This window comes from Allobosea robiniae (assembly GCF_900102525.1).
GTDB lineage: Bacteria > Pseudomonadota > Alphaproteobacteria > Rhizobiales > Beijerinckiaceae > Allobosea > Allobosea robiniae.
The window spans coordinates 184008-205511 of record NZ_FNBZ01000001.1 but is presented as its reverse complement, the minus strand read 5'-3'; the positions used below and the strand labels follow the sequence as shown (position 1 = coordinate 205511).

The window sequence follows — 21504 nt, the reverse complement described above, 5'->3', positions numbered from 1 at the left end:
ACGAGACAGGCCTATGACGAAAACCGACGCTTCCGAAATCCGCATGCGCGAGGCGGCGAGGGCCGACGTATCGCGCGTCGCAGAGCTGATCATGCATGGCGCTTCCGTGCAGAAGCGCACGCCGGGAGAGATCGTGGCCGAGGCGCAGGACCCGGTCTATCTCAAGGCCTTCGATGTGATCGCGGCCAACCCCTACAACACGCTCTTCGTCGCCGAGCATGAAGGCAAGGTCGTCGGCACCTACCAGATCACCATTCTGCCGGGCCTGGCCGAGCGCGGGCGCATCCGCGCCAAGATCGAGAGCGTCCATGTCGCGCCGGAATGCCGGGGGCGGGGGATCGGTGCGATCATGATGCGCCATGCGCTTGCCTTCGCCGCGGAGAAGGGCGTCGGCCTCGTCGAACTGACCTCGCACAAGGCCCGGCCCGACGCGCATCGCTTCTACGCTGGCCTCGGCTTCGAGCAGAGCCACGAGGGCTTCAAGATGGCGCTCTCGCCCTGAGCGAGCCCGCCGTGAGGGCATGGCGCGGTCGCGCCGAAAGCGCACCGCAGCCCCTTACGGGGCTTTCGCAGGCTTCCTAGGTTCGGAGACGAGGCCTCCCGCCTGAAAGGAAGCGACCGATGTCCGCAGCCCCCGCCAAGCCGATCGACCTGTATTACTGGCCGACGCCGAACGGCACCAAGATCACGATCATGCTCGAAGAGACCGGGCTGCCCTACGCCATCGTTCCGGTGAACATCGGCAAAGGCGACCAGTTCAAGCCGGACTTCCTCGCGATCTCCCCGAACAACCGCATGCCGGCGATCGTCGATCCCGACGGGCCGGGCGGCAAGCCGATCTCGGTCTTCGAATCCGGCGCGATCCTGCAATATCTCGGCCGCAAGACCGGAAAATTCTATCCGCAGGACGAACGCGGCCGCGTCGAAGTCGACGAATGGCTGTTCTGGCAGATGGGCGGTTTCGGCCCGATGCTCGGCCAGACCCATCATTTCCGCCTCTACGCGCCCGAGCCCGTGCCCTACGCCATCGATCGCTACACCAACGAGACCAACCGCCTCTATGGCGTGCTGAACAAGCGTCTCGAAGGCCGCAACTATATCTGCGGCGATTATTCCATCGCCGACATGGCCTGCATCGGCTGGGCCCGTGGCTGGGAAAAGCAGGGCCAGGACCTGAAGCAGTTCCCGAATGTCGCACGCTGGCTGGAGACGATGCAGGCGCGCCCGGCTGTGCAGCGCGGGCTGAAGGTCGGCGAAGAGCTGCGCAATCCGGCGGGCATCAGCACGCCGGAGGAAAAGGCGATCCTGTTTGGCCAGAAGGCGCGCTGAACACGGGCCGTCATGCCCGGGCCTGACCCGGGCATCTCAGGACGAGAGGTCGCCTCTTCCGGCATGAGATCCTCGGGTCTGCGCTTCGCTACGCCCGAGGATGAGGTTTTCCCGCCGTTGGCGGCAAAACCTCAATTCATTCGGTTCCACTTCACCGAGCGGCAGATCAGCCCGCCCATGACGCAGCCGGCGGTGGTCAGCGTGCTGCCCGAGAGCGTCATCGTCCCCGAATAGGTCTTGCCGTCCTCGGGATTGAAGGCGCTGCCGCTCCACTTGTTCGCGCCGTTCGGCTTCATGTCGTAGAAGATGCGCTGGCCGACCTTGGCCGGCCCGTTCGTCTCCTTGAGCCAGGAGAGCGAGCCGCAGATGGCCTCGCCACACTTCGTGAAGCGCACGCGCGAGGCGCCTGTATCGCGCTCCCAGGTGCCGACCACGTCCTGCGCCGCAGCAGTCGTGACGCCCGCCAGCAGGCCGAGCGTCGCGAAGGCGGCAAGCTTCGATCCGGTTCCGTGATGCATCCGATCCTCCCGTGTTCCGACCAGCTATGCCTGCATGGTTCAGATATGAACTATATCCGGGATCGGGTCCGTCTCCAAGCTGCCGCAGCGGAAGAGGTTTCTGCCGCTTCCGCCGCGCAAGGTGAATCCATTCTCAATGCGCCCCAGGGTGACGCAAGATCAGGGTATTGAGATTATTGCGAATTTCGCGATTCCGGGGTGAATCCTTCGTTGATTTAACCGCCCGCTTACGTCTCGTTGAGACTCGATTCATCGCGAAATTTAGGAGGCATTTTAAAGATCGGACCCACTCTCGCAGTCATCAGCCGGGGCCTTTGGACGGGTGGCCGGCACAACGACAAGAGGGTGGTTGTCATGGCACGCATGGAGATGAACGCTGTTCCTGCTTCGCTGGTGATCCCGGCGGAGGTGTCGGCGGAAGCCTATTACGAACTCGGGCTGATGCACGCCTCGGGGCGGGCGGGAGCTGTCGATCTGGTCAAGGCGCAGATGTGGTTCAACGTCGCCTTTGCCCGCGGCTGCGCCCGGGCAGCGGTGCACCGTCAGGAACTGGCGCTCGAGATGAATCGCGACGAGATCGCCTCGGCCCTGCGCGAAGCCCGCGCTTTCCTGACGCGGCACTGAGGCCACGTTCGGTATCCGGAGGATGCCGCCCTGCTGCGCCGTTCAGAACGCCGCGATGCCGCCGGAAGGCGGGGGCTGGTTGCCCCTGCGGTCGCGGGTGATGGAGTCCGGTGTCACGAGCAGGATTTGACAAAGCATTGCCAGGCAGCTGGCGAAGGCGAGAGCAATGAGCACCATGGATCGGCTCCTTGTCGTCAACGCCCGATCCTAACATGGAATTGATCCGCCGGCTCATGGATTCCGGGCATGATGGCCCGGCGCACAAGCCTTGTAGGGTGCGAAGGTGGTCGCTATAAGCGCGCCACATTTCCCTTCTCCGTACCCCTTCCAAGGATCGATCGATGGCTGTCCAGCGTACCTTCTCCATTCTCAAGCCCGATGCGACGAAGCGCAATCTCACCGGCGCGGTCAACGCGGTCATCGAGAAGGCCGGCCTGCGCATCGTCGCGCAGAAGCGCATCCAGATGACCAAGGCCCAGGCCGAGGCCTTCTATGCGGTCCACTCGGCCCGTCCGTTCTTCGGCGAGCTCGTCGAGTTCATGACCTCCGGCCCGGTGGTCGTGCAGGTTCTGGAAGGCGAGGACGGCATCGCCAAGTATCGCGAAGTGATGGGCGCCACCAACCCGGCCAACGCTGCCGAGGGCACCGTCCGCAAGCTCTTCGCCCTCTCGGTCGGCGAGAACACCGTGCACGGCTCGGACGCTCCGGAGACGGCTGCGATCGAGATCGCCCAGTTCTTCGCTGGCAACGAGATCGTCGGCTGATCCCAGCCGCAGCTTGAAAAGCAGAAAGGCGGGCCGGTATCCGGCCCGCCTTTTCTTTTGCGGTTTGGGGACGTCATGGCAGGGGAAGCCCCCGCCATGGCGCGGCGGCTCGTCAGAGCCCGAAGGAGTAGCTCGTTCCCGTGTCGAACGAATAGCTCGCCGACAGGCCGAAGGTGAGCGAATCGCGTGAGCCGAACGGCCTGACGATCGGCGAGCGCGTGGCGTCGCCGACAAGGCGCTTGTATTCGACATAGGCCGTGGTCTTGAGCTGGTCGGACCAGTGATAGGTCACTTGTGCCAGGGCGCCGACCGTGTGGACGCCTGCGTTGTAGCGCTGCAGCAGGCCGCCCGTGCCCGGCTGGGCGCCGCGAGTGCCGAAATAGGTCCGGACGTAGTCGGCCGAGGTGATCCGCATGCGCGGGCCGATGCCGAGCGTCCATTGTCCGACGGTCGAGAAGGCGTCGAGCTTGAAATCGGCGACGACGCCGTCATGCGCGACGACGCCGCGGCGCAGGTCGACGCGGCCGCGAAGCCAGGAGGTCGGGTAGAACTCCGCGAAGCCGCCGAGCTCGGCGCCGAACTTGGTCGCAGGCACTGCCACGAGGGCCGGATTGACCTTGGCCGAGCGCTTCCAGAGCAGGTCGCCCGAGAAGCCGATGCGCCAGCCCTGGCCGGAGAAGACGCCGATGCTGAGCATCGTATCGTCCTCGGCGCTCCACCAGGTGCTCTTCAGGCCCTTGCCCAGCGAGATGATCGGGCGGGCCCGGAAGACGTAATCGTCCGAGCCGGTGTAGTCGGGCTGGTAGCGTACGCCGGCGCCGACCGTGATGTACCAGTTCTGCGCCGACTGGGGGGAAGTCAGGGTCGAGTAGTCGCTCGACTGGGCCTGGGCATAGCCAGGCAGCGACAGGGCGAGGCAGGTCGAAAGACCTGCCAGATACGCAACGCAACGCATGATCCAGAACTCCGACGCGACGGCGTCTCCGATAGGGTATGCCCGCAATCTGGCGGAGGAGGTTTAATGCGCGGTTAAGGTTCCCATTTCGTTATCTTCAACATTTTCAAGTGGTTGATCTTAGGGGTCTTTCACGCGTCGTCAGCTTCTGCGCGGTTTCGCTCTGTCCCGGCGGCGAGGCGGGACCAAGCTGCCGGCTGGCCGACACGCCATGTCGAGCCGTTCGAAGGCGCAAACAGCACTCCGCCTCCGGCTGCCAAGCCTCCGCGTGCATACTGGCCCTGCCGAAACGAGGGTGGCGCATCGCTTGATGGCTTCTTATCTATGCTGCGATGCACAATTCATGCTGCGTCGCAGCTAGACGGTGAGGCTGACATGGCAAAAAGGAACTCCGGCTCGGTCCGCCGGCGCAAATCCTCCGAACAGCGGAGGCAGTGGCGCGCGGTCGTCGAAGCGTGGAAGCAGGGCGGCCTCGAGTGGCAAGGCGCTTGGGGACCGCCGCCCAGCCAGATCGGCTGCTTGTGCCCGCGCTCCATTCTGATCGAGCTCGGACTGGCGGTGCCTGTGGCCGCCTAGAGGCGACGGGCAGGGCTCGCGGTGCGGGGCGGGGCAGGCCCGGATACCGCCCGTTAATCGATGGCGGGGAGAATGATCGCAAGGCCGGGAATGGCGGCCGAAAGGCGCTCCAGGAGCAGCGGCGATCATGGAACTGGCGATCCTCTGGCTGCTCTGTGCGGCCGTGTTCCTCGAGCTGGCGGACAGTGCGCCCGAGGCCGACTGAAGCTTCGGCTCGAAAAGGGGCATGCGGTTCTCGGGAAAGGCGATGCAGGACCGGGAACGGCCGCATTGACCGTGTCGGCATCGGCCAGGCGGTCCTCTCAAATGGCCGGAACCTGCGGGCTCCGAGCGGATTGTGCCGCCGGTGCTGCGAACGCCTGCTCTGGGGCGCGCCGCCCATGAATCGGTAGTCCGGCGATGATCCGCCTCTTGACCTCGGGCTCGCTCTATGGCCATGCCGGGGCAGGGGCTCGGCATCGTGGTCTTCGATGCGCTCCGTTCTCGAAGGGCAGGCGGAATCATGAAGATGCGGCGGATGGGTGCGGTCGTTCTGGCCGGTGGACTGTCGATTCTGGCGAGCGTTTCGGCCTATGCCGCAAGCAGCTCGACGACCTTGCCGCCGCCCGACCCGACGGCGAAGAACCTGACCCCCTACATGATCCAGCTGCGCGCCTTCGACGCCTGCCTGATCACGCAGTCGCAATTGATGGGCACCACGCGCGAAGCCGTCCACACCCCCTGCAGCTGCTACGCCAAGGGCACGGTCAACGCGATGACCAAGGACGAGATCCAGGCCTTCCGCGACACCGGCTATTTCAACGACACGGCCCGCCAGAAGGGCCTGCATTTCATCGACCAGTGCAAGCTGAAGCGCCCGTTCTGAACTGACGGCTGCGCCGGCTCGCCGGCGGCATCCCTCTCGCGACGGCCGCCTTGCTGCTGACACGCTCCTGACAGAAGTTGTCAGCGCGGTCGAGCCATTCTGCCGCAGGTCCACATCGTTGCCCGTTCGATCGTCTCGGTCGAACGGCGTGGGTGCTGGATCGGGAGACGAGTGGGGAGACGCCGCCGTGCAGCGCGCTGAACGATTGCTCGACATGATCCAGAGCCTGCGTCGCCGCAGGCGCCCGGTGACGGCCGAGACGCTGGCTTCCGAGCTCGACGTCTCCGTGCGTACGGTCTACCGCGACATCGGCGCCTTGGTGCGCCAGGGCGTACCCGTGCGCGGCGAGGCCGGCATCGGCTACGTGCTCGACGCAGGCTTCGACCTGCCGCCCCTGATGCTCTCGCCCGACGAGATCGAGGCCGTGCTGGTCGGCATGCGCTGGCTCAGCGAACGGGCCGACCCGGTGCTCGCGCGGGCTGCCGAGGATGTGGTCAGCAAGGTCGCGGCAGTGCTGCCGCCGCATCTGCGGCCGATCCTGCTCGATGGTGCGCTGTTTGCGGCGTCTCACCCCGGCGACGTCCCGGCCGATCAGGTCGATGTCGCTGCCGTGCGTGCCGCCATCCGCAACGGCCGCAAGCTCTCGATCCACTACAGCGACGAGAGCGGCCAGGCGACGCAGCGAATGATCTGGCCGATCGGCATGACGTTCTACGAGCGCGTGCGCGTCGTCATCGCCTGGTGCGAGCTCCGGCAGGCCTTCCGCCATTTCCGCACCGACCGCATGACCGGCCTCGCCGCGCTGGAGGAGCGCTATCCCGCGCGCCGTGCCGATCTCTTCCGCCGCTGGCAGAAGGAGGAGGAGAGGGCGAAGGAGGAGTGGGAGCGCTGCAAGCGCGAGGGCGATGCTGCGGCTCAGCCGCGGATCACGACGCCGTCTTCAAGCTTGGCCCGGCCGGACGCGACCTCCGCCAGCGCCGCCGGATAGAGCTTGTGCTCCTCGACGAGGACGCGCTGCGACAGCGTTTCCTCGTCGTCATCAGGCAGGACCGGCACCTTGGCTTGCAGGATCACCGGCCCGGCATCGAGTTCCGGCACGACGAAATGCACCGAGCAGCCATGCTCGGCAACGCCGGCCTCTAGCGCCTGGCGATGCGTATGCGTGCCCTTGAACAGCGGCAGGAGCGACGGGTGGATGTTGATCATCCGGCCTTCCCAGCGCGCCACGAACCAGGGCGTCAGGATCCGCATGAAACCGGCGAGCACGAGCAGGTCGATCTGGTTCACCCGCAGCGCTTCATCCACGGCGCGCTCAAAGGCCTCGCGGTCTTTGCCGAAGGGGCGATGATCGATCGTCGCCGTGGCGATGCCGAAATCGCGTGCCCGGTCGAGCCCGGCGACATCGGGAATGTTCGAGATGACGAGTGCGATCTCGGCCGGATATCCCGGCGCCTGCGCCGCTTCGGCCAGCGAGACCATGTTCGAGCCGCGCCCGGAGATCAGCACCCCGACGCGCTTGCGGGGAGGCGTGGCGCTCACAGCGAGAGCTTGCCGCGATAGCTGACCTGCTCCTCGCCGCTGGCGACAGGCACTATCTCGCCGAGCTTCACCGGCGCTTCGCCTGCGGCCTTCAGCGCGGCGAGAACCTCATCCGCCTTGCCGGCGTCAGCCGCGACGATCATGCCGATGCCGCAGTTGAAGGTGCGCAGCATCTCGCGCTCGGCGACGCCGCCGACTTGGGCGAGCCAGCCGAACACGGCCGGGACCGGGATGGCGGTGAGATCGAGCGCGACGCCGAGCCCCTCCGGAAGGACGCGCGGAATATTGTCGGGGAAGCCGCCGCCGGTGATATGCGCCAGCGCCTTGATGCCGTCCGTCGCTTTCAGCGCCTGCAGCAGCGGCTTCACATAGATCCGGGTCGGCTCCAGCAGCGCCTCGGCGAGGCTTTTTCCGGGCGCGAAGGGGGCGGGCGCCTCCCAGCCGAGACCGCTGACCTCGACGATGCGGCGAACCAGCGAATAGCCGTTGGAATGCACGCCGGAGGAGGGCAGGCCGAAGACCACGTCGCCGGGCTTCAGGTCCTCGCGCGGTAAAAGCGTGCCGCGCTCGGCGGCGCCGACGGCGAAGCCCGCGAGGTCGTAATCCTTCTCGGCATACATGCCGGGCATCTCGGCGGTCTCGCCGCCGATCAATGCGCAGCCGGCCTGGCGGCAGCCATCGGCGATGCCACGGACGATCTCGACGCCGACCTTCGGGTCGAGCTTGCCGGTGGCGTAATAGTCGAGGAAGAGCAGGGGCTCGGCGCCCTGGACGATCAGGTCGTTGACGCACATCGCGACGAGGTCGATGCCGATCGTCGCGTGCAGCCCGCTCTCGATCGCGATCTTGACCTTGGTGCCGACGCCGTCATTGGCCGCGACCAGGATCGGATCGCTGAAGCCGGCGGCCTTGAGGTCGAACAATCCGCCGAAGCCGCCGATCTCCGCATCGGCGCCCGGCCGGCGCGTCGCGCGCACCAGCGGCTTGATCTCGTCGACCATGGCGTTGCCGGCGTCGATATCGACGCCGGCCTGCGCATAGGTCAGTCCGTTTGCGCCGGGCTTGCTCATTGCGTTTCGCCTTCCTTCTGCTCGCGCGAGCGATAGGCAAGCGCGCCCGCGCTGGCAAGGCATCTGCGCCGGCTTTGTCGATTTCTCACAGGCGAGGCGACGTCATTCCGACTGGACGCAGGATCTCTGTCCGGAGAGCATTGGTCTTTTCCGCGGTTCGCGCGAAACTGCCGCCATGACGATCCCCAACCTGATCACCATCGGTCGCCTGTTCCTGGTGCCGCTGGTCATCGTCATGATCGTCGGTGCGAACTGGCAGGCAGCTTTCATCCTCTTCGTCGTCGCCGGCATCTCGGATGCGGTCGACGGCTTCCTCGCCAAGCGCTGCGGCATGGCGAGCGAGCTGGGAGCGTGGCTCGACCCCGTCGCCGACAAGGCGCTCATCGTCTCGATCTACATCACTCTGGCGATCGTCGGCGCGATCCCGGTCTGGCTCGTCGTCCTCGTGGTCGCGCGCGACCTGATGATCGTATCGGCGGTGATCCTGTCCTGGCTGCTCGACAAGCCGTTGACGATCGCGCCGATCGTCGTCAGCAAGCTCAACACCGCCGCGCAGATCGGCTTCGCCGCGCTGGCGCTCGGTTCGCGCGCCTTCGGGATCGAGCTCGGCGCTGCCGCTCTGGTCTGTGAACTCCTCGTCGCTCTGTTGACGGTCGCCTCGATGACGGCCTATCTCGCCTTCTGGCTGCGCCACATGGCAGGTTGACGGGGCTTTATCCGCCATTGCGGCTTGGAACCCCGGGCCTCGATGCACATTTGTCTTGTCCCGCCGGCCGTGAGACGCGAGAGAGGCTGATCGATGACGTTGCAACGCCAGATCGGCTTCTGGGTCGGCTCCCTTCTCGTATTCGTCCTGGTTCTGGTGATGCTGCGGGACGTGATGCTGCCCTTCATTGCGGCACTGGCGCTGGCCTATCTGCTCGACCCGCTCGCCGACAGGCTGGAGCGCATGGGCATGAACCGGCTGGCGGCGACGATCGTCATCCTCGTCGTCTTCCTGCTCATCTTCGTGCTGGGGCTGGTGCTGCTGGCGCCGCTGCTCGGCCAGCAGCTTGCCGGCCTCGTTGCCCGCCTGCCGGGCGACGCCGCCAAATTGCAGGCGCTGGTGCTGGAGAAGGGGGCGCCCTGGCTGGAGCGCTTCGGCGGCGCCGACCTGACCAAGGAAGCGCAGAATTCGCTCGGCAACCTCGTCGGGGACGGCATGAAATGGGTCGGCGGCCTGCTGCAATCGCTCTGGAGCGGCGGCACCGCCATCGTCGGGGTGTTCTCGCTCCTGGTGCTGACGCCGGTCATCGCCTTCTACCTGCTGGTCGACTGGGACCGCATGGTCGCGACCGTCGATAGCTGGCTGCCGCTCGACCATCGCGACACCATCCGCAGCCTGCTGCACGAGATGGACATGGCGATCGCCGGCTTCCTGCGCGGGCAGGCACTGGTCTGCGTTCTGCTCGGTGGCTTCTATGCGATCGGCCTCAGCGTCATCGGCGTGAATTTCGGCGCGCTGATCGGCATCATCTCGGGCTTCCTCTCCTTCATCCCCTATGTCGGCTCGCTGACGGGGCTCGTGCTTTCGGTCGGCGTCGCGACGGTGCAGTTCTGGCCGGACTGGACCTGGCCGCTGGCGACGCTCGGCGTCTTCCTGGCCGGGCAATTCCTCGAGGGAAATATCTTCCAGCCGAAATTCGTCGGTGATTCCATCGGCGTGCATCCGGTCTGGCTGATGTTCGCGCTGCTTGCCTTCGGCTCGCTGTTCGGCTTCGTGGGCTTGCTGCTTGCCGTGCCGCTCGCGGCTGTCATCGGCGTGCTCTGCCGCTTTGCGCTGAGGCAATATCTCGCCAGCAATCTCTATCACGGCGGCGATGCTACCCGCGCTGCGGCGGCGAAGGCGCGCGTCGACGCCGACGCCTGAGACGCCATGTCCGACATTCCGCCACGCCCGCGCCAGCTCGCCTTCGACCTGCCGGTCGACAGCCGCCATGGCGTCGAGGATTTTCTTGTCGGCTCTTCCAACGAGGCGGCTTACAGCCTGATCGAGAGCTGGCCCGCCTGGCCGGAGGCCTGGCTGCGCCTGACCGGGCCGGAAGGGGCCGGCAAGACCCATCTTGCCGCGATCTGGGCCCGCGCCGCCCATGCCTGGACGATTTCGGCAGCGGAGCTGAACGAGGCGGAGGTGCCCCACCTCGTGTCCGGCGGGGCGCTGGTGATCGAGGATTGCGATGCCGGCCGCCTCGACGAGCGAGCCCTGTTTCACCTGATGAACGCGATCAAGGCGCGCGGCGGCTTCCTACTGCTGACGGCGCGAAGCGCGCCCGATCTCTGGGGCGTGAGCGTGCCGGATCTGCTGTCGCGGCTTCGGCTGGCGCCGGCCGCGACGATCGAGCCGCCGGATGACGGGCTGCTGCGGGCACTGCTGGTCAAGCTCTTCATCGACCGCCAGCTCGTGGTCGATATCGCCGTGATCGACAGCTTGGCCATGCGGATGGAACGTTCCTTCGCCGCCGCGCGGCAGGTCGTCGATCGGCTCGACCGGCTCGCGCTCGAACGCGGACGCCGGGTGACGCGCCCGCTGGTGCAGGAGGCGCTGGCGGAACTGTTCCCGGAGGAGCCGGGTTGAACCCGGCCATCTCTGCGCAGGCCGCATGCTTCAAATCATGTCGCTTGTCATCGAACCGTCGCACTAGAATGGCTTCAACGGCGGCATGAGCGGCAAGACGACCAGGACGCGAGTGAAGCGCATGACCCTCGACACGGTGATCGACGAGTCGGAGAAGCTCTCCAGCGAGGCTGATGCGGCGCCCCTGCGCCAGCAGCCGGAGCGTTTCATGAACCGTGAGCTCTCCTGGCTCCAGTTCAATCGCCGCGTCATGGAGGAAGCCTCGAATCGCAGCCACCCGCTGCTGGAGCAGCTGCGCTTCCTCTCGATCTCCGCGAACAATCTCGACGAATTCTTCATGGTCCGCGTCTCCGGCCTGCGTGAGCAGCTCAAGGCCGGCGTGACCACGCGCAGCCAGGACGGCCTGACGCCCGCCGGCCAGCTCGTCGCCATCGGCGAGGCCGTCGCGGCACTGACCGCCGACCAGCAGGCGCGCTGGGCCGAATTGCGTCATGAGCTGCACGAGAACCGCATCCACCTGCTCCAGCCCGGCGATATCGGCGCGCAGGACCGAATCTGGCTGGAGGACTACTTCCTCAATTACATCTTCCCGGTGCTGACGCCGCTGGCGATCGACCCGGCGCATCCCTTCCCCTTCATTCCCAATCTGGGCTTCACCATCGCGCTGGCGCTGGAGCGCAAGAATGATGGCCGTCAGCTCGACGCGTTGATCCGCGTGCCCACCAAGATCGACCGCTTCATCGAATTGCCGGACCTGGCGCGCGAGGGTTTGCATCGCTTCATCGCGCTCGACGACGCGGTCTCGCTGTTCATCAGCAAGCTCTTCCCCGGCTACGAGGTGAAGGGGGCGGGTTCCTTCCGCATCATCCGCGATTCCGATCTCGACATCGAGGAGGAGGCCGAGGACCTCGTCCGCGTCTTCGAAACCATGCTCAAGCAGCGGCGCCTCGGCGTGGTGATCCGGCTCGAGCTCTCGACCGGCATGCCCGACCATCTGCGCCGTTTGATCGTGCGCGAGCTCAAGGTCGACAGCGACGAGGTCGTCGAGGTCAACGGCCTGATCGGCCTGACCGAGCTCTCGCAGCTCGTCGGCGTCGACCGACCGGACCTGAAGTTCAAGCCGTACAATGCCCGTTTCCCCGAGCGTATCCGCGAGCATGGCGGCGATTGCTTCGCTGCGATCCGCCAGAAGGACCTGCTCGTCCACCATCCCTATGAGAGCTTCGACGTCGTCGTGCAGTTCCTGCAGCAGGCGGCGCGCGATCCCAATGTCGTCGCGATCAAGCAGACGCTCTACCGCACCTCATCGAACTCGCCGATCGTCAAGGCGCTGACGGAAGCGGCCGAGGCCGGCAAGTCGGTGACGGCACTGGTCGAGCTCAAGGCCCGCTTCGACGAGGAAGCCAATATCCGCTGGGCCAAGGAGATGGAGCGCGCCGGTGTCCAGGTCGTCTATGGCTTCATCGAGCTGAAGACCCACGCCAAGCTCTCGCTGGTGGTGCGCCGCGAGGCGGGGCAGCTCGTCAGCTACTGCCATATCGCGACCGGCAACTACCACCCGATCACGGCGCGCATCTATACCGACGTCTCCTTCTTCACCGCCGATCCGGTGATCGCGCAGGACGTCGCGCGCGTCTTCAACTTCATCACCGGCTATGCCGAGCCGGCCGGGCTGGAGCGCATGGCCGTCTCGCCGACTGGTCTGAAGCAGCGTCTGCTCGCCGATATCGCCGAGGAGGTCGCCCATGTGAAGGCCGGCCGCAAGGGCGCGATCTGGGGCAAGTGCAATTCGCTGGTCGATCCGGAGATCATCGACGCGCTCTATGACGCGAGCCAGGCCGGCGTCGAGATCGACTTCGTCGTGCGCGGCATCTGCTGCCTGCGGCCGGGCGTGCCCGGCTTGTCCGAGAATATCCGCGTCAAGTCGATCATCGGCCGCTTCCTCGAGCATACGCGCATCTACGCTTTCGGTGCCGGCCACGGCATGCCCGGACCCAAGGCCAAGATCTACATCTCCTCGGCCGATCTGATGCCGCGCAATCTCGATCGTCGCGTCGAGGCGCTGACCCCGATCCTGAATCCGACGGTGCATCAGCAGTTGCTGGATCAGATCATGTTGGCCAACCTGCTCGACAACGAGCAGAGCTGGACGATATTGCCCGATGGCGGCTCGCGCCGCATTGTCCCCGCGCCGAACGAAGAGCCGTTCAATGCGCATAAGTACTTCATGACGAACCCGAGTCTGTCCGGACGTGGAAAATCGCTCTCCAATTCAAGTCCCCGCTCCCTCGCACGCCGAGGGGGACGCAAGGCCTGAGCCCAGGCACGCGCCGGGGCGGCTCGCGCTCTCCCATACCATTGCCATCGTCGATATCGGCTCGAACTCGGTCCGTCTTGTCGTCTACGAGATGCTGGCGCGCGCGCCCGCCCAGGTCTTCAACGAGAAGGAGATGGCGGGTCTCGGTCGCCAGGTCGCCACGACGGGACGCCTCGCCGACGATGCCATCGCCAAGGCGATCAACGCGCTCGTCCGCTTCCGCATCCTCTGCGAAGCCATGCATGTCGGGGAACTCCGCGTCATCGCGACGGCGGCGGCGCGCTATGCCAGCAACGGGCCCGAGTTCATCGCGCGTGCCGAGGAGGCGATCGGCCAGCCGATCGAACTGATCTCGGGCGGGCGCGAAGCCGTGCTCTCCGGCCTCGGCGTGATCTCGGGCTTCGATGTGCCGGACGGTGTCGTCGGCGACCTCGGCGGCGGCAGCCTGGAGCTGATCTCGGTCAAGGGCGGTTCGGTGGGGCAGGGCGCCAGCGTGCCGCTCGGCGGTCTTGCCTTGCTCGACCGCTCGAAGGGCTCGCTGAGAGCTGCCGAGAAAATCGTCAAGGACGAACTCGACAAGCTGCCGCAGCTCGCTGCAATGAAGGGGCGGGACTTCTATGCCGTCGGTGGGACCTGGCGCGCGCTTGCCACCCTTCATCAGCACCGCATGGCCTATCCGCTCAACGTGATGCACGGCTATGCCGTGCCGACGCGCGACGTCGCCGATTTCGTCAAGCTGGTCGAGCGGGCCGATGCCTCGGTGCTCGATGCGATCGATTCGGTTTCGTCGGCCCGCCGTCCGCTGCTCGCCTATGGCGCGCTGGTGCTCGATGAGCTGATCAAGCGCGGCAAGCCGCGGGGCATCATCATCTCGGCGCAGGGCGTGCGCGAAGGCCTGCTGCACGAGCAGCTCTCGCCGGAGGAGCAGAATGCTGATCCGCTCTTGCAGGCGGCGCGTGACTACAACCTGCTGCGCGCACGCGATCCGCGCCATGCGGCCGAGCTGATCAATTGGACCCGCGGCATCCTCGAAACGGCCGGCCTGCCGCAGGACGAGCCATCCGGCCGGATGATCGAGACCGTCTGCCTGCTTTCCGATATCGGCTGGCGCGCCCATCCGGATTATCGCGGTGAGCAGAGCATGAACGTCATCGCCCATGCCTATTTCACCGGCATCGACCATGTCGGGCGGGCTTTCCTGGCGCTGGCGATCTTCCACCGCTATGCCGGGATGAAGGCGAGCTCGCCGGGGGCGGCCGGACTGAAGACGCTGTTGCCGCCGGCCATTCTCGCGCGGGCGCTGCTGATCGCGGCGATCTTCCGCGTCGCCTATCTGCTTTCGGCCGGCATGGCGGGCATCCTGCCGCGCATCCCGGCGGCCTGCGTCGACAATCGCCTGCTGCTGCGGTTTCCCGACGATCTGTCGGCGCTGGCAAGCGAGCGTGTCGAGGGGCGGCTCAAGCAGCTCGCGAAGCTGCTCGGCCGCGATTTCGAGATCGGCAGGCTCTGAGGCCTTCCCCTGCCGTCATTGCGAGGAGCGAAGCGGCGAAGCAATCCAGGGGTCGTAGAGCTCCGCCGCCCTGGATTGCTTCGCTGCGCTCGCAATGACGCCGAAGGTTCCGGCGCCTTCTCGTCCTGAGATTCCGGGGTCGAAGCTGCGCTTCGCCCGGGAATGACGGCCGGGTGGCCCAAGCTCAGCCGACCGCCCGCAACCGCGCGAAGCCGGCATCGAGATCGGCCTTGAGGTCCTCGATGTCCTCCAGCCCGATATGGATGCGGATCGTCGGGCCCTTGAAGCCGGGCTCGGTCGCAGTGCGATAGCTCTTGCAGTCGAAGGGCAGGACGAGGCTCTCATAGCCGCCCCAGGACGCGCCGATCCCGAACAGCGTCAGCCCGTCCAGCATCGCGCCGACGGCTTTCATCGAGACCGGTTTCAATTCGAAGGTGAAGAGCGAGGAGGCGCCGGTGAAATCGCGCTTCCAGATCTCGTGCCCGGGCGCGCCCGGCAGGGCAGGGTGCAGGACCTGAGCGACCTCGGGCCGCCCGCGCAGCCATTCCGCCATGGCGATGCCGGCTGGCATCTGCTCCTTCAGGCGGATTGCCATCGTGCGCATGCCGCGCAGCGTCAGGAAGGCGTCTTCCGGGGCGATGATCAGGCCGAGCTGGCCCCAGGTTGCGCGCAACGCCTTGAACAGCTCCGGCGTGCGGGCCGAGACGGTGCCGATCAGCACGTCGGAATGGGCGGCGTAATATTTGGTGCCGGCCTGCACGGAGAGGTCGACGCCGAAGCCATGGGCATCGAAGAACAGCGGCGTCGCCCAGGTGTTGTCCATCGCGACGAGAATGTCGCGCTCATGCGCAGCCGCGACGATGGCCGGGATATCCTGCATCTCGAAGGTCTGCGAGCCCGGAGCCTCGGTCCAGATCGCCCTGGTGTTCGGCTTGAACAGCTTGACGATGTCGGCGCCGACCAGCGGGTCGTAATAGGTCGTCTCGACGCCCATCCGCTTCAGGAAGGTATCGCAGAAGATCCGCGTCGGCCGGTAGACGCTGTCCGTCACCAGAACGTGATCGCCGGCCGAGAGCATGGCGAGAAAGGCAAGTGTGCAGGCCATCAGGCCCGATGGCGTCACGACGACGCCCGCGCCGCCCTCGATCGTGTTGGCGGCGGCGATCAGCGCGTCGATCGTCGGGTTGCCGTCCGTGCCGTAGGTGTAGCGCGCCTTGCGCACCAGGAAGTCCTCGGTGTTCGGATAGACCACCGTCGAGCCTCGTACGATAGGCGGATTGACAAACCCGTAGCTGTCGGCGGGGTCGCGGCCTGCCAGGACGAGGCGCGTGCGCTCGCCGAGGCGCGCAAATTCAGGCGAAGTCAGCTTTTTCATGGAAAGGCACGGCCAAAAAACGGAAAAATTGTGGCCGGGCTTGACCACTCCCCACAAACTCGCATGTGATATATGCAGCGAACAAGGGGCGGCTCATGCGTATGGCGGTTGCTTGACGCTCATGAGTCGCTCTGGCAATCGACGCGATGATATGGGGACGCCGCGCGAAAGCGGGATGAACCGAGCGGCGAAAAAGCCGCCGGCGGCGGGACCAGACAAATCTTCCGGCATCAGCCGGACAGGGGTTCCAACGGGAGAGTACCGATGAAGAAGTTTGTAGCAGCCGCCCTTGCAGCAGGCATCGGCCTGGCGATGTCCGCGACGGGGGCTTCGGCCCAGGCCACGCTGGCGCAGGTCAAGCAGCGCGGCATTCTCAACTGCGGCTCGAACACCGGCCTCGCCGGCTTCGGCGTGCCGGATGCGCAGGGCAACTGGAAGGGGCTCGACGTCGATCTTTGCCGTGCCATCGCCGCGACGATCTTCAACGATCCCAGCAAGGTGAAGTTCATCCCGCTCTCGGCCAAGGATCGCTTCACCGCGCTCCAGTCGGGCGAAGTCGACGTGCTCGTCCGCAACTCGACCTGGACGATGACGCGCGACGCCTCGCTCGGCCTGCTCTTCACCGGCGTGAACTATTATGACGGCCAGGGCTTCCTGGTCCGCAAGAAGCTCGGCGTGAATTCGGCGCTGCAGCTTTCGGGCGCGTCGGTCTGCACCCAGCAGGGCACCACGACCGAGCTCAACCTCGCCGACTATTTCCGTGCCAACAACCTCAAGTACGAAGTCGTCGCCTTCGCGACCTCGGACGAGACGGTCAAGGCTTACGATGCCGGTCGCTGCGACGCCTTCACCACGGACGCCTCGGGCCTCTATGCCGAACGCCTGAAGCTGACGAACCCCGACGAGCATCTCGTTCTGCCCGAGATCATCTCGAAGGAGCCGCTCGGCCCCTCCGTCCGCAACAATGACCCGCAGTGGTTCAACCTGGTGAAGTGGACCCATTTCGCCATGCTGAACGCCGAGGAGCTCGGCGTCACCCAGGCGAATGTCGATCAGCAGCTGAAGTCCGAGAACCCCGAGATCAAGCGTCTGCTCGGCACCGAGGGCAAGTTCGGCGAGCAGATCGGCCTGACGCCGGACTGGGTCGTCCGCATCGTCAAGCATGTCGGCAACTACGGCGAATCCTTCGAGCGCAACGTGGGCCAGGGCTCGCTGCTCAAGATCGCCCGCGGCCAGAACGGTCTCTGGACCAAGGGCGGCCTGCAATACGCCCCGCCGGTTCGCTGAGAGGCATGCGGGGCGCCGGTTGTCTGACCGGCGCCCCGTTCTCGCATGCGCTCGCCGAAGCGGTCCTCGTTGATCGGCCGCGATCATCTGAATGTCGATTGCCGGGTGGTGTCGCCGCTGCTGTCACCCGGGTCTGATTCCGCCATGGGAAAGGCCAGGATGCCGACCATCCTTGCGCTGGCATTGGCCGCCATGGCCGCCCTCGCGCCCGACAGTGGACGAGCGGCGCCCGCCGGCGGCCTGCTGGAGCAGGTCAGGCATCGCGGCGCCGTCATCTGCGGCGTGGCTCCCTCGCTGGCGGGGTTTTCCATTCCCGACAGGCAGGGGCGCTGGACCGGTTTCGATGTCGATCTCTGCCGGGCCGTCGCGGCCGCGATCTTCGACGATCCCGAGAAGGTGAAATTCATTCCCCTCCTGTCGAAGGACCGCTTCACCGCGCTCCAGACGGGCGAGGTCGATCTTCTGTCACGCACCTCGACCTGGTCGATGGCGCGCGATGCCGCACTCGGTCTCAACTTCACCGGCATCAATTTCTATGGCGGCGAAGGCTTCATGGTTCGTGCCAGGCTCGGTCTGACTTCTGCCTTGCAGCTTGCGGGCTCGTCCGTCTGCACCGAGCAGGGCACCACGACCGAGCTCAATGTTGCCGACTTCTTTCGCAGCCACGGCCTGAAATACGAGATCGTCACCTTCAAGGGCAGCGAGGAAACCGTCGACGCCTATGCCAGCGGCCGCTGCGACGCCTATGCCTATGACCGGGCCGGGCTGGCGATCCAGCGGATGAAGCTGGCAGCGCCGCAGGAGCACGTCATCCTGCCCGAAACGATCTCGAAGGAGCCACTCGGCCCCGCCGTGCGCCATGGCGACGACCAATGGTTCGACCTGGTGAAGTGGACGCTCTTCGCCATGGTCGATGCCGAAGAGCTGGGCGTGGGCCAGGGCAATGTCGATTCCATGCGGGCCTCGGAGCAGCCTGACGTCCGCCGGCTGCTCGGCCTGGAGGGTCATTTCGGCGAGGCACTCGGCCTGGATCGCGACTGGGCCTATCGCATCGTTCGCCATGTCGGCAATTATGGTGAATCTTTTGAGAGAAATCTCGGTCGGGACTCGCCTCTGAAGATCGAACGTGGCCAGAATGCGCTGTGGACCAAGGGGGGCCTGCAATACGCTCCGCCGATCCGCTGAAGACGACCGGAGGGCGGCCGGTTCGAAAGATGACGGGACAGGGCGAGGCAGCCCTGTGCGAGACGAAGGAATCGAGGCAGGGGTCGCGCCGGTTGGCGCGAAGCTTGCTGGCTGGCCGAGGGCGGGACGAACCCGCTCCGAACAGGGGAACCGCATGAGGAACATCATCGCGCCGGCGGCCGCCGGTGCCGGATACCTGTCGCAGAGCAACGCGCTGCGCCGGGCCGGGACGTAAGGGAAGGGCGCGCGGCCTGCCGGCCGGGCGCCGTTCGCAAAACCAGAAGAGTGGCACGGACAACAAGACGACAGCAGCGCAACCGCACCGCTGCAGGATCGCCGGCCACGACAAGCGAAACAAAAAGGGCGTGACAGGTGTCGAGCATTCCGAGCGAACAGGTATCACCCGGCAAGGCGTCGTTATTCTACGACCCGAAGGTCCGGGGCTATGTCTATCAGGCTGCTCTGGTGGCGATCGTCGTCTTCCTGATCTGGTCGGCGGCTTCGAACGCGATCGAGAACCTGCGCGCGCAGAAGATCGCCTCCGGCTTCGGCTTCTGGCACAACGCCGCCGGCTTCGACATCAACCAGAAGCTGATCCCGTTCTCGGCCGCGGGCGGCTCGACCTATGGCGACGCCTTCATCGTCGGCCTGTTGAACACGCTGCTGGTCGCCGGGCTCGGCATCATCTTCGCGACCTTCCTCGGCTTCTTCGTCGGTGTCGCCCGGCTGTCGAACAACTGGGTCATCTCCAAGCTGGCGATGATCTATGTCGAGGTCATCCGCAACATCCCGCTGCTGCTCCAGCTGTTCTTCTGGTACAACGCGGTGCTGAAGCCGCTGCCGAACCCGCGCCAGTCGATCGCGCTGCCGGCTGGAGCGCTGCTCAACAACCGCGGCCTTTACCTTCCCGATCCGCACCTGGGTCCCGGCGGCAGCCTGATCATATGGGCGTTCCTGATCGGTCTCGTCGCCACCTTCATCTTCCGCTCCTGGGCGCACAAGCAGCAGGCCGCGACCGGCAGGCAATATCCGATCGGCTGGGTCGCGCTCGCCCTGATCGTGGTCGTGCCGACGCTGATCTATTTCGTCCTGGGCCGGCCGGTCACCTTCGTCTATCCCGAACTCGCCGGCTTCAATCTGCGCGGTGGTGTCCAGATCTTCCCGGAATTCGTCGCGCTGTTGATCGGCCTGACGACCTATACGGCCGGCTTCATCGCCGAGGTCGTGCGCGCCGGCATCCTCGCGGTGTCGAAAGGGCAGACCGAGGCCGCCCATGCGCTGGGCCTGCGCAACGGGCCGACGCTGAAGCTCGTCGTCATTCCGCAGGCGATGCGCGTCATCATCCCGCCGCTGACCTCCAACTACCTCAACCTGACCAAGAACTCGTCGCTGGCGGTGGCGATCGGCTATCCCGATCTCGTCCAGGTCTTCACCGGCACGGTGCTGAACCAGACCGGCCAGGCGGTCGAGGTCGTGGCGATCACGATGGCGGTCTATCTGACGATCTCGCTGGTGACATCGCTGTTCATGAACATCTACAACAAGCGCATGGCGCTGGTGGAACGGTGAGGGCCGCGCGATGACCGACGCAACAACCGAAAACGCGCCCTACGCCTTCGTCCGCAGGGAAACCCTCGAGCAGGAGCCGGCACCGCTCTCCGTCGCCGGCCCGCTGGCCTGGATCAGGACGAACCTGTTCTCGAGCCCGCTCAATATCATCCTGACGCTGCTCTGCGTCTGGCTGGTGATCGACACGGTTCCGGGGATGATCCGCTTCTACTTCCTCGATGCGGTCTGGACCGGCGCGAACCGCGACGCCTGCCTCGCCGACAAGGTCGGGCGCCCGGTCGGCGCCTGCTGGGCCTATATCGCGGACCGCACCCAGTACTTCATCTACGGCTCCTATCCGGTGGCGGAGCGCTGGCGGGTCAACATCGTCTTCGCGATGTTCGCGCTCGGCGTGGTCTGGCTGCTCTGGAACAAGATGCCGCTGAAGAAGGTCGGCTTCTTCTTCTTCTTCGTCATCATGCCGGCGAGCGCCTTCATCCTGCTGCTCGGCGGCGAGCGCGCGGAGAGCTTCCTGCGCTTCCTGATCCTCGTCACCTTCGCGCTGGCGGTGCTCTATCTGGTGCTCTCCTTCGCGCCGGGGCTGATGAAGTTCTGGATCGGCGAGGGCCAGCTCGCGGTCGAGGAGGCCATGCCGGCCTGGCAGCGCTTCTACCGGCCCAAGCGCCTGATCCTGATGTCACTCGTCGTCTTCGGGCTCCTGGCGGTGCTCGCCGACAGGATCGGGCTGCCGCGCGTCGATACCGGCCTCTGGGGCGGCATGACCGTGACCTTCCTGATCTCGGCGGTCGGCATCGTCTTCTCGCTGCCGCTCGGCGTGCTGCTGGCGCTCGGCCGCCGCTCCAAGCTGCCGGCGATCCAGCTGCTCTCGGTGATCTTCATCGAGTTCGTGCGCGGCGTGCCGCTGATCACGGTGCTGTTCATGGCGAACACCATGCTGCCGCTCTTCGTGCCGCAGGAATATTCGCCGGACCGTTTGCTGCGGCCGCTGATCGGCGTCGCGCTCTTCGCTGCCGCCTATATGGCGGAGGTGGTGCGCGGCGGCCTGCAGGCGATGCCGAAGGGCCAGTACGAAGGCGCGATGTCGCTCGGCCTCGGCTACTGGCAGATGATGCGCCTGATCATCCTGCCGCAGGCGCTGCGGATCGTCATTCCCGGCATCGTCAACACCTTCATCGGGCTGTTCAAGGACACGACGCTGGTCACCATCGTCGGCATCTTCGACTTCCTGCGCACCATCGAGGCGACGCTGATCGATCCGACCTGGGCGACGCCGACGACACGGTCGACAGGCTACGCCTTCGCCGCCATCTTCTATTTCCTGTGCTGCTGGGGAATGTCGCGCTACTCGATCGCGGTCGAGAAGCGCCTCGCCGCCGGCCAAAAACGTTGAGAGGGACGACAACCATG

The 21504-nt window shown here is 65.8% G+C and carries 21 protein-coding genes; 15 read left to right on the top strand and 6 right to left on the bottom strand.

Translation table 11 applies throughout. The features are described 5' to 3' along the window. Positions 1–13: 13 nt before the first annotated feature. Positions 14–502: a GNAT family N-acetyltransferase gene (locus BLQ70_RS00890; RefSeq protein ID WP_091855450.1), complete on the top strand. Its 489-nt coding sequence runs from the start codon at positions 14–16 to the stop codon at positions 500–502. A gap of 119 nt (positions 503–621) precedes the next feature. Next, a complete protein-coding gene (locus BLQ70_RS00885) occupies positions 622–1329 on the top strand; it encodes a glutathione S-transferase N-terminal domain-containing protein (protein ID WP_091855449.1) in 708 nt (235 codons plus the stop codon). 131 nt (positions 1330–1460) lie between these two features. Here BLQ70_RS00885 and BLQ70_RS00880 read toward each other — a convergent pair whose 3' ends face one another. Continuing rightward, entirely contained in the window at positions 1461–1847 is a 387-nt protein-coding gene (locus tag BLQ70_RS00880; RefSeq protein WP_091855448.1) for a DUF2147 domain-containing protein, read from the bottom strand. Positions 1848–2201: 354 nt separating this feature from the next. On the opposite strand from BLQ70_RS00880, the gene BLQ70_RS00875 reads away from it, so the two are divergent. Continuing rightward, entirely contained in the window at positions 2202–2471 is a 270-nt protein-coding gene (locus tag BLQ70_RS00875) for a hypothetical protein (RefSeq protein WP_244511862.1), read from the top strand. A gap of 42 nt (positions 2472–2513) precedes the next feature. On the opposite strand, the gene BLQ70_RS26095 is transcribed toward BLQ70_RS00875, so the two are convergent. Further along, entirely contained in the window at positions 2514–2648 is a 135-nt protein-coding gene (locus tag BLQ70_RS26095) for a hypothetical protein (protein ID WP_274532841.1), read from the bottom strand. Between the two features lie 164 nt (positions 2649–2812). Here BLQ70_RS26095 and ndk point away from each other — a divergent pair, with 164 nt between their 5' ends. Then, positions 2813–3235 carry a nucleoside-diphosphate kinase gene (gene ndk, locus BLQ70_RS00870; protein WP_091855446.1) on the top strand — a complete coding sequence of 141 codons (423 nt, stop codon included), beginning with the start codon at positions 2813–2815 and terminating at the stop codon, positions 3233–3235. A gap of 112 nt (positions 3236–3347) precedes the next feature. Here ndk and BLQ70_RS00865 read toward each other — a convergent pair whose 3' ends face one another. Further along, a complete protein-coding gene (locus BLQ70_RS00865; protein ID WP_091855445.1) occupies positions 3348–4190 on the bottom strand; it encodes a MipA/OmpV family protein in 843 nt (280 codons plus the stop codon). Positions 4191–5268: 1078 nt separating this feature from the next. On the opposite strand from BLQ70_RS00865, the gene BLQ70_RS00855 reads away from it, so the two are divergent. Continuing rightward, positions 5269–5631 (top strand): hypothetical protein, encoded by a 363-nt coding sequence (locus BLQ70_RS00855; protein ID WP_139163462.1) that lies wholly within the window; start codon positions 5269–5271, stop codon positions 5629–5631. A gap of 187 nt (positions 5632–5818) precedes the next feature. Further along, positions 5819–6619 (top strand): helix-turn-helix transcriptional regulator, encoded by an 801-nt coding sequence (locus BLQ70_RS00850; protein ID WP_082617002.1) that lies wholly within the window; start codon positions 5819–5821, stop codon positions 6617–6619. Here the strand turns inward: BLQ70_RS00850 and purN are convergent. Together purN and purM are read right to left on the bottom strand one after the other, a co-directional pair. Next, on the bottom strand, positions 6547–7110 hold the full coding sequence (gene purN / locus BLQ70_RS00845) for a phosphoribosylglycinamide formyltransferase (protein ID WP_425284557.1): 564 nt from the start codon (positions 7108–7110) through the stop codon (positions 6547–6549). The two genes, BLQ70_RS00850 and purN, sit on opposite strands and share 73 nt — an antisense overlap. Positions 7111–7166: 56 nt before the next feature. Next, positions 7167–8240 (bottom strand): phosphoribosylformylglycinamidine cyclo-ligase, encoded by a 1074-nt coding sequence (gene purM / locus BLQ70_RS00840; RefSeq protein WP_091855441.1) that lies wholly within the window; start codon positions 8238–8240, stop codon positions 7167–7169. Positions 8241–8415: 175 nt separating this feature from the next. On the opposite strand from purM, the gene BLQ70_RS00835 reads away from it, so the two are divergent. The 5 genes from BLQ70_RS00835 (at position 8416) to ppx (ending at position 14681) form a co-directional block, all read left to right on the top strand. Continuing rightward, positions 8416–8946, top strand: a complete 531-nt coding sequence (locus tag BLQ70_RS00835) for a CDP-alcohol phosphatidyltransferase family protein (protein WP_091855440.1) — start codon at positions 8416–8418, stop codon at positions 8944–8946. A 93-nt stretch (positions 8947–9039) separates the two neighbouring features. Then, positions 9040–10149, top strand: coding sequence for an AI-2E family transporter (locus BLQ70_RS00830; RefSeq protein WP_091855439.1), 1110 nt, complete (start codon positions 9040–9042; stop codon positions 10147–10149). A 6-nt stretch (positions 10150–10155) separates the two neighbouring features. Continuing rightward, positions 10156–10854, top strand: coding sequence for a P-loop NTPase family protein (locus tag BLQ70_RS00825; protein WP_091855438.1), 699 nt, complete (start codon positions 10156–10158; stop codon positions 10852–10854). 121 nt (positions 10855–10975) lie between these two features. Continuing rightward, a complete protein-coding gene (locus BLQ70_RS00820; protein ID WP_061965455.1) occupies positions 10976–13171 on the top strand; it encodes an RNA degradosome polyphosphate kinase in 2196 nt (731 codons plus the stop codon). Beyond that, positions 13107–14681, top strand: coding sequence for an exopolyphosphatase (gene ppx, locus BLQ70_RS00815; RefSeq protein WP_274532840.1), 1575 nt, complete (start codon positions 13107–13109; stop codon positions 14679–14681). Before BLQ70_RS00820 ends, ppx begins: the two co-directional genes overlap by 65 nt. A gap of 184 nt (positions 14682–14865) precedes the next feature. Here ppx and metC read toward each other — a convergent pair whose 3' ends face one another. After that, positions 14866–16056, bottom strand: a complete 1191-nt coding sequence (metC, locus tag BLQ70_RS00810) for a cystathionine beta-lyase (RefSeq protein ID WP_091855436.1) — start codon at positions 16054–16056, stop codon at positions 14866–14868. Between the two features lie 264 nt (positions 16057–16320). Between metC and BLQ70_RS00805 the strand changes: the two genes are divergently transcribed. The 4 genes from BLQ70_RS00805 to BLQ70_RS00790 all read left to right on the top strand — a co-directional run bounded on the left by BLQ70_RS00805 (position 16321) and on the right by BLQ70_RS00790 (position 21487). Next, positions 16321–17343: an amino acid ABC transporter substrate-binding protein gene (locus tag BLQ70_RS00805; protein ID WP_061963792.1), complete on the top strand. Its 1023-nt coding sequence runs from the start codon at positions 16321–16323 to the stop codon at positions 17341–17343. 159 nt (positions 17344–17502) lie between these two features. Beyond that, on the top strand, positions 17503–18528 hold the full coding sequence (locus BLQ70_RS00800) for an amino acid ABC transporter substrate-binding protein (RefSeq protein ID WP_091855435.1): 1026 nt from the start codon (positions 17503–17505) through the stop codon (positions 18526–18528). Between the two features lie 381 nt (positions 18529–18909). Further along, entirely contained in the window at positions 18910–20097 is a 1188-nt protein-coding gene (locus tag BLQ70_RS00795) for an amino acid ABC transporter permease (protein ID WP_425284556.1), read from the top strand. A 10-nt stretch (positions 20098–20107) separates the two neighbouring features. After that, entirely contained in the window at positions 20108–21487 is a 1380-nt protein-coding gene (locus tag BLQ70_RS00790; RefSeq protein ID WP_091855433.1) for an amino acid ABC transporter permease, read from the top strand. Positions 21488–21504 lie beyond the last annotated feature (17 nt).